Genomic DNA, 12,239 nt, shown 5'->3' with positions numbered 1-12,239 from the left:
TCCCGAACTCAGCAGTGAAACGATGCATCGCCGATGGTAGTGTGGGGTTTCCCCATGTGAGAGTAGGTCATCGTCAAGATTAAATTCCGAAACCCCTATCTGCGTATGCAGGTAGGGGTTTTGTTTTGTCCGCAGGAAAGTTCGTACAGCATCATCGGACCGCCCACGGCTGTCACAGTCTCGCTCAGGCGTCATGTCGATGAGCATTTTCTTCATCGACATGGGCGCAGCCTGTCAAGGGCACGAAGGTGATGCAGGGTTTTCGAGATCACGGCCCAAGAGCTAGTCGCTGCCGACAAATACGAGGTGGCGGACTACAAACGCGTCAGTGTGACCCTCAAGTCCGGCATCAGCGCCTGGGTCTATGTACGAGCCTGATTGTTGGTAAGGGCTGCAGCCACTGTGCGGGGGGGGGAAATAGCTTTGCCTCAGTTTCGCTGTAGGCTTCGGGCGGGATGATGACCGGAAGACTTCCATCCTCCGTATCATCACCCTGAAATCAAGGCTGCGACTGGCTGCTCGCTCTCATGACCCCTGCCTCACCATTGGCCACGAGCCAACGAAACAGCTCGGCCACCGACACCGTATGGCTGCGCTCTATCCAGCGTACCAACGCCGGGCCGTAGTGTTCGGTGTAGCGGGTGAGCACCAGTTGGCGACAGTCTGGTGACAGGCGCAGGGTGATTTCCCGACAATGCAGATTGGCGGGATCGTCTCGGATCACCCGCTGCTGCAGAGTCAGGCTATTGCTTTCAGAACCCATCGGCCGGTGCTCCTGTGCATTTTGGGGTGGTGTTCTCTGGCGAGCCTTGTTTGCCATCGGCCACGTAAGCAGCACGATGCTCGGCCACCACATCACGCAACGCGCTGTAATAGTCCGGAAGTTTTTGCAGGCTGTCGGTCAGCGGTAAGGCTTCTGCCCGACCATCGACGATGCCACCGACAGTGCTGATAGTGGACAGCGTCTCCACGGTATCGCTATTGCTGCCGAACGGATCGACCACAAAACCGAGCACGCGACCGGCGGCGTCGCGACTGTTGGAGGTCCCGAGCAATGGCAGCTCGACGATCGGACCGTTGCCGATGCCCCACACGCCGAAGGTCTGGCCGAAGTCCGAGTCGTGGCGCGGGATACCGGCCATGCCGGAGACGTCGATCAAGCCCACCACACCTACCGTGGTGTTGAGCGCGAAACGTCCCAGGGTATTGACCGAGCGCATCGGGTTGCCTTGCAGCAGGTCATTGATAAAGACCTTGGGCTCACCGAAGTTCGCCACAAAGTTATGCACACCGGTCTGGAAAAAGTCCGGCGTGTAGCGGTAACCGCGCGCGACCGGTGCCAAGGCGTAATCATCAACCACCCGGTTAAACGCGAAGACGCCGCGATTGAACGGTTCTGCCGGGTCGTACACCGAATAGGCAATGTCAGCGCAGGCCACGTCTGTGGTGGACGGCTGCTGGCTGCTGCAACCCGTCAGCCCTGCGGCCAACACGGCAATTGAGGTGTTGCGGGCCAACCAGGGAGCACACTTGAAAGGCAACATGGATGCAAGTCTCAGGAGGAATTCGCCGTGATGCTGAGCTCCAATCCTTGCGTCAAGATGTCTGGTTTATTGCGGTGCTGACGCTTTATTGCAGAGTTGAAATATATGACGCGCGGCCGTGAATGGTTTTAGATGGCGGTTCCATTCGCCCCTTAAGTGACCTTCGGTGAACAGCCTTTTAATTGTGGACGACGACCTTGAAGTCCTTGATCTACTGAAAAAATTCTTCGTGCAGCACGGCTACAGCGTAGAGGTCGCCACGGACGGTGCGTCGCTGTGGGTGGCCATAGAGCGCCAGGCGCCGGACCTGATCATTCTGGACGTGATGTTGCCCGGCGACAGCGGGCTGGTCCTGTGTCAGCAACTGCGGATTCGACACGCAATACCGGTGATCATGCTGACCGCCATGGGTGAACTCAGTGATCGGGTGGTCGGCCTGGAGCTGGGCGCTGATGATTATCTGACCAAACCCTTCGACGCCCGTGAACTGCTGGCCCGAGTGCGTGCCGTGCAGCGCCGAGTGGACGAGCGCCGTCCGGTATCGCAGGAACGGCCACGGCCGCTGATTGATTTCGCTGATTGGCACCTGGACGTCACTCGCCGTGAGTTGCGCTCGCCGGACAACGTGATGATCCCGCTGTCGGCCGGTGAGTTTGACCTGCTGCTGGTCTTCGTCGAACACCCGCAACGCATTCTCACCCGCGAACAATTGCTGGACCTGGCCCGCGGGCATTGCCATGAGGCGTTCGATCGCAGCATCGACGTCCAGGTCAGCCGCCTGCGACGCAAACTCGAGTCCGACACCAAGCGCCCGGCAATGATTCGCACCGTGCGCAACGGCGGTTACCTGTTCACCCCCAGCGTGACGCGGCGATGAGCTGGCTGAAGCGGATTCGCGCCCGAGACTGGCCGCAAGATACGGTGGCGCGCTGGATCGCGTTGACGATCATCCTGGCCATGCTCATTTCACTGGCGCTCAACGGGCTGTTTATCCAATTGGCCGGCGTATGGGCGCGCCCGCCACTGACCGAAATCGGCTTGCTGGAAAAAGCCGCCGCCATCGCCCGGATCATCGAGGCCGCCCCGGCGCCACTGCGCAACCCATTGGCGCAAGCCGCCAACGAGAACGGCTTCACTGTCACTTGGCACCCTGACCGGCACGATCTCAACCTGCCGACAGTGGACGATCCGAAGTCTGACATCGGCTCGACTATCCTGCAGCCGATGCTCAGAGCCCCTGACCGGCGCATTGAAGCCTATGAACCGGCCGACTGGACGGAGCACACGGCGGACGCGCATTACGCGCTGCTGATCGAGCTATCGGATTCATCGTGGCTGATGTTCTCCGCGCCCTCGCGCAGTTGGGGGCTCGACGAAGCGCCACGCTACCTGATCGTGATCCTGCTAGTGCTGTTCTCCACCGCACTGGTCGCGCTGATCGCCACCCGACGCCTCGCCACCCCTTTGCAGCGCTTCGCCGAAGGCGCCCGTCGCTTCGGTGTGGATTTCCGCGCACCGCCGATCGAACCGCTCGGCCCCCACGAAATCCGCCAGGCCATTCTCGCGTTCAACGCCATGCAGGCGCAGCTGCAACACTTCATCCGCGATCGCACGCAAATGCTCGCCGCCATCTCCCACGACCTGCGCGCTCCTCTGACGCGGATGCGCTTGCGTGGCGAATTCATCGAAGACAGCGAGCAACAGCAGCGGCTGTTTCGTGACGTGGATGAAATGCAGGCAATGATCAACTCGGCGCTGGAGTTCTTTCGTGATGATGCGCGGCTTGAACCGGCGACCCAGTTTGATCTGGCGGAACTGCTGCAAACGTTGCTTGATGATTATCGAGATCAGGGAGTCGACATTACGTTCAGCGGGCCGCTGCGGTTGGTGTATTTCGGGCGTCCGTTGGGGCTTAAACGGGTGATTACCAACTTGCTCGACAACGCTATCAAGTACGGCAGTGAGCCGGGGATTGAACTGATCCCGAGCGCTGGCCAAGTGCGGATCAAAGTACTGGATCGTGGGCCGGGCATTCCAGATACCTGCCTTGAGCAAGTGTTTGTGCCGTTCTTCCGGATGGAAGGCTCGCGGAACAAAAGCACTGGGGGTGTTGGTTTGGGGTTATCGGCGGCGCGGGCGATTGTGCTGGAGCACGGAGGCGAGCTGACACTGCGAAATCGGTCGAAGAGCGGGTTGGAAGCGTTGGTGGTGTTGCCGGTGCATTAGTCCCGAAAGACTCGCAATACTGCTCACATGTGGCGAGGGAGCAAGCTCCCTCGCCACAGGTTTTGAGTCAACAGGCAAAATCCTCCCCAAGGGATCGTGTAAACCTAAGCCTCCCAGCCCGCCCCACTGACCGCAGCCTGCGCCAGTGGGTGCAAGTCTGCCCCCTGATGCGCCGTCTGCCAGGCCAGCAATTCCTTGCGCATGCCGGGCGTCCAGTACATCTGCAGGTGATTACGCACGCCGAGCACGGCCTGTTGCTGGTCCGGTTCGTTGGCGAAGTACTGGGCGATCTGGTTGGCCATCTTGATCAGGTTGTCAGTGCTCATCGGCGCACCTCGGCTTTTGCTCCGGCGGTGCGTGCCTGGCGGCGTTCGTCGAGCAGACGTTGTTGTTCGTCGCTGAATTCCTGATAGCGTTTTTGCCACTCGGAAGGGTGATAGACGCGGCTGACTTCCACGGCGGTGACCTTGTACTCCGGACAGTTGGTGGCCCAGTCGGAGTTGTCGGTGGTAATGACGTTGGCCCCCGATTCAGGGAAGTGGAAGGTGGTGTACACCACGCCTGGGGCTACCCGTTCGGTGATCCGCGCACGCAGTACGGTCTGTCCGGCGCGACTGCCAATGCCGACCCAATCATCTTCGTTGATGCCACGGCTCTCGGCGTCGGTCGGGTGGATTTCCAGGCGGTCTTCGTGGTGCCAGGCGACGTTGTCTGTCCGCCGGGTCTGGGCGCCGACGTTGTACTGGCTGAGGATGCGCCCGGTGGTCAGCAGAAGGGGATAACGACTGTTGACCTTTTCCTCGGTGGGCACGTAACCGGTGAGCATGAAGCGCCCCTTGCCGCGCACGAATTCCTCGATATGCATGGTCGGCGTGCCGTCTGGTGCCGCGGCGTTGCACGGCCATTGCAGGCTGCCGTGGCGATCCAGTTCGGTGTAGCTGACGTTGGTGAAGGTCGGCGTCAGGCTGGCGATTTCATCCATGATTTCTGACGGATGTTGGTAGTTCATCGGGTAACCCAGCGCATTGGCCAGTGCCACTGTGCCTTCCCAGTCGGCCTTGCCGCCCAGCGGTTCCATGACTTTGCGCACCCGAGAGATGCGCCGTTCGGCGTTGGTGAAGGTGCCGTCTTTTTCCAGGAACGAGCTGCCCGGCAGGAACACGTGGGCGAACTTGGCGGTTTCGTTGAGGAAAATGTCCTGCACCACGATGCATTCCATGGCCGACAGGGCCGCGGTGACGTGTTGGGTATTGGGGTCGCTCTGGGCGATGTCTTCGCCCTGGCAATACAGGCCCTTAAAGCTGCCGCCCAAAGCTGCCTCGAACATGTTGGGAATGCGCAGGCCCGGGTCGGGTTGCAGGGTGACGTTCCAGGCCTGTTCGAACTGCGCCCGTACCACTTCGTTGGAAATGTGCCGGTAGCCGGGCAACTCGTGGGGGAAGGAGCCCATGTCGCAGGAGCCCTGCACGTTGTTCTGTCCACGCAGCGGGTTCACGCCCACGCCTTCGCGGCCGATGTTGCCAGTGGCCATGGCCAGGTTGGCGATGCCCATGACCGCGGTGCTGCCCTGGCTGTGTTCGGTGACGCCCAGGCCATAGTAGATCGCCGCATTGCCACCGGTGGCATACAGGCGAGCGGCCGCACGGATGTCGGCAGCGGCGACGCCGCAGATGGGGCCAAGAATTTCCGGCGAGTTTTCCGCACGGCTGACAAACTCGCTCCAGCGGGCGAAATCGCTGCCCTCGCAACGGGCGTCGATAAAGGCCTGGTTGAGCAAGCCTTCGGTGACGATGACATGGGCCAGGGCGTTGAGCATGGCGACGTTGGTGCCCGGGCGCAGGGCCAGGTGCAGTTCGGCGCGGGCATGCACCGAGTCCACCAGATCAATGCGTCGTGGATCGATGACGATCAGCCGCGCGCCTTCACGCAGGCGGCGTTTGAGCTGGGAGGCGAACACCGGGTGGGCATCGCTCGGGTTGGCGCCCATCACCAGGATCACGTCAGCCTGCATCACCGAGTCGAAACTCTGGGTGCCGGCGGACTCGCCCAGGGTTTGTTTCAGGCCATAGCCGGTCGGCGAGTGGCAGACCCGCGCACAAGTGTCGACGTTGTTGTTGCCGAAGGCGGCGCGCACCAGTTTTTGCACCAGGTAGGTTTCTTCGTTGGTGCAGCGGCTGGAGGTGATGCCACCAATGGAGTCGCGACCGTATTTTTGCTGCAGTCGGCGGAATTCGCTGGCGGCGTAGGTCACCGCTTCATCCCAGCTGACTTCCTGCCAAGGATCGTTGATGTGCTTGCGGATCATCGGCTTGGTGATGCGATCCGGGTGGGTGGCGTAGCCCCAGGCAAAGCGCCCTTTGACGCAGGAGTGGCCGTGGTTGGCTTGGCCGTTCTTGTCTGGAACCATGCGTACCAGTTGGTCGCCTTTCATCTCGGCGCGGAACGAGCAGCCCACGCCGCAATAGGCACAAGTGGTGATCACGCTGCGTTCGGGTTGACCCAGTTCCACCACGCTTTTTTCCATCAGGGTCGCGGTGGGGCAGGCTTGCACACAGGCGCCGCAGGACACGCATTCGGACTCGAGGAAGTTATCGCCACCGGCGGCCGCGACCCGGGATTCGAAACCGCGCCCGGTAATGGTCAGGGCAAAAGTGCCCTGGGTTTCTTCACAGGCGCGCACGCAGCGGTTGCAGACGATGCATTTGCTCGGGTCGTAATCGAAGTAGGGGTTGGAAGTGTCCTTCACGTCGGCCAGATGATTTTCACCTTCATAGCCGTAACGCACTTCCCGCAGGCCAACCTGACCGGCGACAGTTTGCAGCTCGCAATTGCCGTTGGCCGAGCAGGTCAGGCAGTCCAGCGGGTGATCGGAGATGTACAACTCCATGACGTTGCGGCGCAGCGTGGCGAGCTTCGGCGTCTGGGTGTGCACGCTCATGCCTTCGCTGACCGGCGTGGTGCAGGACGCCGGGTAGCCGCGCATGCCATCGATCTCCACCAGGCACATGCGGCAGGAGCCGAAGGCTTCCAGGCTGTCGGTGGCACACAGTTTGGGAATGGTGGTACCCAGCAGCGCTGCGGCGCGCATCACCGAGGTTCCTTCGGGCACGCTGATGCTGCGGCCGTCGATGTTCACGGTGACCTGCACCTGACTTTCGCGGGCAGGGGTTCCGAGGTCGATATCTGTATTCGGGTCGAAGAGAGTGATCATTGGTCGGCCTCCGAGGACTGCAGACCGAAGTCGGCGGGGAAGTACTTGAGGGCGCTGGCCACCGGATAGGAGGTCATGCCGCCCAACGCGCACAGCGAACCGTATTGCAGGGTGTCGCACAGGTCCTTGAGGATGATCACCTGCTCATCACGACTGTTCTGGTCAGGTGCGGCCAGCAGACGGTCGATCACCTCCACGCCCCGGGTCGAGCCGATGCGGCATGGGGTGCATTTGCCACAGGATTCCTCGGCGCAGAACTGCATCGCGAAGCGCGCCATGCGGGCCATGTCCAGGCTGTCATCAGCCACCACCACACCACCGTGACCGAGCATGGCGCCGATGGCGGCGAAGGCTTCGTAATCCAGCGGTGTGTCGAATTGCGATGGCGGCACCCAGGCGCCGAGGGGGCCGCCAACCTGGGCGGCTTTCAGCGGCCGGCCACTGGCGGTCCCACCGCCGTAGTCTTCCACCAGTTCCCGCAGGGTCAGGCCAAAGGCCCGTTCCACCAGACCGCCGTGACGAATATTGCCCGCCAGCTGAAAGGGCATGGTGCCCAGGGAGCGGCCCATGCCGTAATCGCGATAGAACTGCGCGCCCTTGGCCAGAATCAGCGGCACCGAGGCCAGGGTCAGCACGTTGTGCACCAGCGTCGGCAGGCCGAACAGACCCTGCAAGGCGGGGATCGGTGGCTTGGCGCGAACGATCCCGCGCTTGCCTTCGAGAGAGTCCAGCAGCGCGGTTTCTTCACCGCAGATGTACGCGCCGGCACCGACTCGCACTTCCATATCGAAGGCCAGACCGCTGCCGCCAACATTGGCGCCGAGGTAACCGGCGGACCGGGCGATGTCCAGTGCCGCACGCAGTGTCGCCACGGCAGCCGGGTATTCCGAGCGCACATAGATGTAGCCGTAAGTCGCTCCAACGCACAGACCGGCAATCGCCATGCCTTCGATCAGCAGGAAGGGGTCGCCTTCCATCAGCATGCGGTCAGCAAAGGTGCCGGAGTCGCCTTCGTCGGCGTTGCACACAATGTATTTCTGCGCAGCCTGGGTGGCGCGCACCGTGCGCCATTTGATCCCGGCCGGGAAGGCCGCGCCGCCACGGCCACGCAACCCCGAATCGAACACAGCAGTCGCGGTCTGCTCGCCGCCCAAGGCGATGGCCTGTGTCAAACCCTCAAAGCCGCCGTGAGCCCGGTAATCCTCCAGGGACAGCGGCTGGGTAATGCCGGCGCGGGCAAACAGCAGGCGTTGTTGAGTCTTCAGATAAGGCAACTCTTCCACCAGCCCCAAGGCCAGCGGATGGTCGGACGACTCGCCTTGCAGCGCATCGAGCACCGACGGCACATCAGCAGCCGTCAGCGGACCGAAGCCGATACGGCCTTGCGGGCTGTCCACTTCCAGCAGCGGTTCCAGCCAGTACAGGCCGCGAGAACTGGTGCGTTGCAGGTCCAGCGGCAGATTGCGTTCCCGGGCCTGAGAGGCAAGGGTTACGGCCACCTCTTCGGCACCCACGGCACGGGCCAGCGAATCACGGGGCAGATAGAAAGCCGGCATCATGCGTCCTCCCGGCAAGCATCGAGCAGGGCATCCAGACGCTCGGGGCTGAGCCGCGCATGCAGCTGACCATCCAGCTCAAGGGCTGGCGAACAGGCGCAGGCGCCGAGGCAATACACCGGACGCAGACTGATGTTGCCGTCGGCGCTGCTGCCGTGGTCATCAAGTTGCAGACGTTCGCGCAATTGCGCTGCGAGCTGCTCGGCGCCGCGGCTCTGGCAGGACTCGGCCCGACACAGACGCAGAATATGCCGGGCGGGCGGCGCGGTGCGGAAGTCATGGTAGAAGCTGATCACCCCGCGAACCTCGGCCTGACTCAGGTTGAGCGCGTGGGCAATCTCGGGGATGGCGGCATCGGGGATGTAACCGATGCCCTCCTGAATCTCATGAAGGATGGGCAACAGTGCGCCGGGGGCGCGCTTGTGGCGCTCCAGCAGGCTGTTGACCATAGGCAGGTGCAACATCTCATCAGGCATACAGCATTCCTCACGATCACGGACAAACCAGGCGGTTGTCAGTTGTCCGAAAGTGTCGGCTGCGGCAGTCACACCACGTCACGGTATCGTGGCATTTTCAGGCCGTTGGCCAGGCACCCTGAGCGGGCATCTTGTTGGGCCCGGTGCGGTCTTTGCCGCACCTCTTCAGGGCATAACAGGCAGCTTGCCATGCTGCCTTTGATTCATCTGCACCAAAGCGACGTGTTCGATTCTGTCTACGACTACCTATTAAGTCTAGAAGAGTGCGGCCAAAGGTGTTCGCTCACTGAGTATCTTCAGGTAATCCTTGAGCGCGATGAGTGGGGTGCCAAAACACTCACTTGGCGGGAAGGATCATCACCCACAACACCACCGTGGTCAGTGCCGCCAACACACTGCACGCTCCGGCGATCAAATGACGGACGATGGGGGATTCAGACTGATTGAATCTGGCGATCACCAGAAGCCAGGTTCCGACAAAGGCCCCTAAAACCGCCATCAATGTATAGAACATGAATACAACGCCCCATGCCGAGTTTCCTCCGGGGACAAACCATCTGTTGAACAGAATCAGCACCGCAATTCCGACAATAAAACTACCCACGGCACCCGCCAGATTAGCGAGCCACAGATTCAGGGTGCCACGGTTCCTCACCACCCCAATCCACATCCCCACTGTCGCAGCGAAGAACACCAACACGCCGATTAGCTGCATTCAATCCTTTTCCTTGTTAACAATGCCCCTGAAACTGCCATTGGTCATCTTTGATGAGATGAAGCGTTGGAGGCACGATATCAAACTGATAGCTCTGTGCTGAAGGGCGTTGTTGTTTGATGTGGGTTGGATTCCGAGTTGGAGATTTGTTTTTCATCGAGGGGAAGGTGAAGTTTGAATTCACCGGCAGGACTTCGAGGGTGGAGATTTCGACGCTGATTTCTCCGCATTTGCTGTGAGCTGAGTGATCGAAAGCCCCGACAATCTCGGGATTAATAATGCCTGTCCGTTAAGCGCAATCCCTGTGGGAGCGGGCTTGCCCGCGAAAGCGCCAGGTCAGCCAGCATCAATGCTGAGTGCACTGCGGTCATCGCAAGCAGTTGGCTCCCACAGGCTTCATACCTTACTGGGCGTGAGAATCATCCCCCATTTATCAGCCACTACCCTTCAGACTTCGCCGCTGTCCGGTTAGGTGTGGGAGTGGGAGTGGGAGTGGGAGTGGGAGTACGGTCACGCGTCAGTACCTTCACTGCATCATCAACCACCGCCTTACTCATCGCAGGGGGGAGCGCCGCAAGTGACGTGGAAGAGTGGTTGATTGGAGCAGTAGATGGTGGGGGTTAAGCCGATGGTTTTGAGTTCGGGCATAAACCCCAATGTTCGCCGCGTTTTATGTGACGTACACATTGACTTGGTCATTTGGCTACGGCAGCATCAATCCCAATCGCGCCCGATTCTCTGGTGCTGGCTCAGTCCGGCATTACGTTCGGGCCTTCTTGTTTCTGGAACATGGAAGTTGCCTAAGCCCACTCTTCCAACGCCGTTCCAACCACCCTCTGTAGGAGCGAGCCTGCTCGCGAAAAACTCAAGGCAACCATCACTCCCGCTGAATGCCCCAGCCCGCGACCAAACCCGTCCCTACATGCGTTACGCCTGACGTCTAAAAACCAGAAGCTACTCTTCAGCCTCCGCTGCCTGCTTCGACATCGGTGCAACCTTCCGATCCCGCGTCAGTACCTTCACCGCATCATCAACCACCGCCTTACTCATCGCCGTCAAATAATGCGCAGCCCAAGCATGGCGGTCGGTGTCCGTGGCGTACGCGGCATCTTCATTCAGCTTCTTGGCAAGAAACAGAAAGTCAGAAGCCATGGCTAATGCATCGCCGAGGGGAACGCCACGAGTGACGTGGAAAAGCGGTTGATCGGCGCAGTAAATGGCAGGTGTTAAGCCGATGGTTTTCAGCTCGGATTGATCGGTCATTGGCCACCTCCGGTGATGGAGATGCAGTGGGCGAGGGTGGGCAGTGGGGTGTTACGCAACTGAGAGTCGCGTTGAGGGAGAAGCCGAATTTTGTACGTATCCATACAGCGCATTGCGAAGCTCCTTAATTTTTAAGAGCTGCCACAATTCGTTACCAAGCGAATGGGTGGCAGCTGTGCGCAGGTTGGTAAACCGGGAAATCAAGGAAACCGGCACGTCCGAAGACGTCCCACGCACAGCCGCCATAACGCAGATCGCAGGCGAAAAAAAAGCGCCTGCGGACGCATGGCACTGTTGCGCAGTGATTTACCTCGGGTTACCAAGCCCGGTCGCTGAATTGGCAGCGACGGTGGGAGGGTATCGTGGAGATTTCTATCTTGCAACCTTAGAAACCCAATGACTCGTGCCAACTCTCGATGCAATTCACTAGCTCTAGGCTACGAAGGAAATATCCCTACAGTTATTTCGGAATCCTCTGACATTTCCCAATTTGCGTCCTTCCAGTATCGTTCCGTTCAGCGAAAGCTTTCCAAAACATGAGCATATTCAAAAAGGACATTGTTACGGGCAACTGGGCAGCATGTCCTTATAAGCTAGGCTCTGGAAAGCATAATTCTGATACCTACGCTTTAATTCTCATTATTGAGTTTTAGCCGTTCAGCGATGGGTTGGTGAGCTAGCAGGAAGGAGAGGAAATGTAGGAGCAGAATTAATCGGTTGGATTGCTTTAGTCTTTCAGATTTTTAACGTTTGGGCCTTTCTTTCAGGGATTAGAATATGAGTTATTTTATTGATACTGCTGTGAATATTGAAGGCAACAGCAAGCTGCGCACACCACAAATCGAAGCGTATCTAAAAATAAAATCTTTTTTTTGTGTTCCTGAGAATAAGGAGGCTTTGGTTGTTCTTCCCACGGGTACTGGTAAAAGCGGTCTGATTTCTATTGCGCCTTTTGGTTCGTGTAATGGTCGAGTTCTTATTGTTACTCCTGGGCTGGTTACTAAGGATAGTATTAGGAAGACTCAGGAGGCTTTGTATGATAATTTCTGGATTAATTTCGATGTTTTGTTCAATCACCAAGATTTGCCAGTCACGGTCGAGTATTCTGCGGGGCTGCTAAGGCGTAAGCGTATAGCCAACACACGTTCACATGACTGAAGGTGTGTGGTTCAGTCCGTCGACTGCATCCAGTATTTGCCGTACCCGATCTGTAACGGATATGTCCCCCTCAAGCTTTAAGACACTACA

Annotated in this window: 12 protein-coding genes and 3 pseudogenes; 5 read left to right on the top strand and 10 right to left on the bottom strand. The window is 59.3% G+C overall.

Features of this window, described 5'->3' with window-relative positions; genetic code table 11:
- On the bottom strand, positions 1-222 hold a 222-nt coding region (locus tag KGB18_RS29675), incomplete at its 3' end, for a hypothetical protein (protein WP_223570962.1).
- 36 nt (positions 223-258) lie between these two features.
- On the opposite strand from KGB18_RS29675, the pseudogene KGB18_RS29670 reads away from it, so the two are divergent.
- Positions 259-378, top strand: a pseudogene (locus KGB18_RS29670) (gamma-glutamylcyclotransferase); the annotation flags it as partial.
- 121 nt (positions 379-499) lie between these two features.
- Here the strand turns inward: KGB18_RS29670 and KGB18_RS29665 are convergent.
- Positions 500-763: a hypothetical protein gene (locus tag KGB18_RS29665; protein ID WP_123719913.1), complete on the bottom strand. Its 264-nt coding sequence runs from the start codon at positions 761-763 to the stop codon at positions 500-502.
- The gene (locus tag KGB18_RS29660) at positions 753-1,544 is read right to left on the bottom strand and encodes a VacJ family lipoprotein (protein ID WP_223570961.1); all 792 of its coding nucleotides are present in this window, start codon (positions 1,542-1,544) and stop codon (positions 753-755) included. The genes KGB18_RS29665 and KGB18_RS29660 overlap by 11 nt, the downstream gene beginning before the upstream one ends.
- A gap of 166 nt (positions 1,545-1,710) precedes the next feature.
- On the opposite strand from KGB18_RS29660, the gene KGB18_RS29655 reads away from it, so the two are divergent.
- Both KGB18_RS29655 and KGB18_RS29650 read left to right on the top strand, forming a co-directional pair.
- Positions 1,711-2,421 carry a response regulator gene (locus tag KGB18_RS29655; RefSeq protein WP_123719912.1) on the top strand — a complete coding sequence of 237 codons (711 nt, stop codon included), beginning with the start codon at positions 1,711-1,713 and terminating at the stop codon, positions 2,419-2,421.
- A complete protein-coding gene (locus KGB18_RS29650) occupies positions 2,418-3,770 on the top strand; it encodes an ATP-binding protein (protein ID WP_201059945.1) in 1,353 nt (450 codons plus the stop codon). Before KGB18_RS29655 ends, KGB18_RS29650 begins: the two co-directional genes overlap by 4 nt.
- Before the next feature lie 104 nt (positions 3,771-3,874).
- Here the strand turns inward: KGB18_RS29650 and KGB18_RS29645 are convergent, their stop codons facing one another.
- The 5 genes from KGB18_RS29645 to KGB18_RS29625 form a co-directional block, all read right to left on the bottom strand.
- Positions 3,875-4,096, bottom strand: coding sequence for a formate dehydrogenase subunit delta (locus tag KGB18_RS29645; protein WP_223570960.1), 222 nt, complete (start codon positions 4,094-4,096; stop codon positions 3,875-3,877).
- Entirely contained in the window at positions 4,093-6,981 is a 2,889-nt protein-coding gene (fdhF, locus tag KGB18_RS29640; RefSeq protein WP_201059944.1) for a formate dehydrogenase subunit alpha, read from the bottom strand. Before fdhF ends, KGB18_RS29645 begins: the two co-directional genes overlap by 4 nt.
- Complete coding sequence (locus KGB18_RS29635) at positions 6,978-8,540, bottom strand: formate dehydrogenase beta subunit (protein ID WP_223570959.1); 1,563 nt, start codon at positions 8,538-8,540, stop codon at positions 6,978-6,980. The genes fdhF and KGB18_RS29635 overlap by 4 nt, the downstream gene beginning before the upstream one ends.
- Positions 8,537-9,013 (bottom strand): formate dehydrogenase subunit gamma, encoded by a 477-nt coding sequence (locus KGB18_RS29630; RefSeq protein ID WP_123719908.1) that lies wholly within the window; start codon positions 9,011-9,013, stop codon positions 8,537-8,539. Before KGB18_RS29630 ends, KGB18_RS29635 begins: the two co-directional genes overlap by 4 nt.
- Before the next feature lie 337 nt (positions 9,014-9,350).
- Entirely contained in the window at positions 9,351-9,728 is a 378-nt protein-coding gene (locus tag KGB18_RS29625) for a hypothetical protein (RefSeq protein ID WP_201059942.1), read from the bottom strand.
- A gap of 126 nt (positions 9,729-9,854) precedes the next feature.
- Here KGB18_RS29625 and KGB18_RS29620 point away from each other — a divergent pair.
- Positions 9,855-9,967: pseudogene (locus KGB18_RS29620) on the top strand (PH domain-containing protein); the annotation flags it as partial.
- Positions 9,968-10,168: 201 nt separating this feature from the next.
- On the opposite strand, the pseudogene KGB18_RS29615 reads toward KGB18_RS29620, so the two are convergent.
- A pseudogene (locus KGB18_RS29615) lies at positions 10,169-10,376 on the bottom strand (hypothetical protein).
- A 306-nt stretch (positions 10,377-10,682) separates the two neighbouring features.
- Complete coding sequence (locus KGB18_RS29610) at positions 10,683-10,991, bottom strand: DUF3077 domain-containing protein (RefSeq protein ID WP_123719906.1); 309 nt, start codon at positions 10,989-10,991, stop codon at positions 10,683-10,685.
- Positions 10,992-11,768: 777 nt separating this feature from the next.
- Between KGB18_RS29610 and KGB18_RS29605 the strand changes: the two genes are divergently transcribed.
- A complete protein-coding gene (locus tag KGB18_RS29605; RefSeq protein WP_263292595.1) occupies positions 11,769-12,149 on the top strand; it encodes a type III restriction endonuclease subunit R in 381 nt (126 codons plus the stop codon).
- Positions 12,150-12,239: the final 90 nt, after the last annotated feature.

Source organism: Pseudomonas sp. BF-R-26 (assembly GCF_019947395.1).
In the GTDB taxonomy this organism is placed as follows: domain Bacteria; phylum Pseudomonadota; class Gammaproteobacteria; order Pseudomonadales; family Pseudomonadaceae; genus Aquipseudomonas; species Aquipseudomonas farris.
The sequence above is the reverse complement of the archived record's forward strand: the minus strand, read 5'-3'. Positions and strand labels throughout refer to the sequence as shown.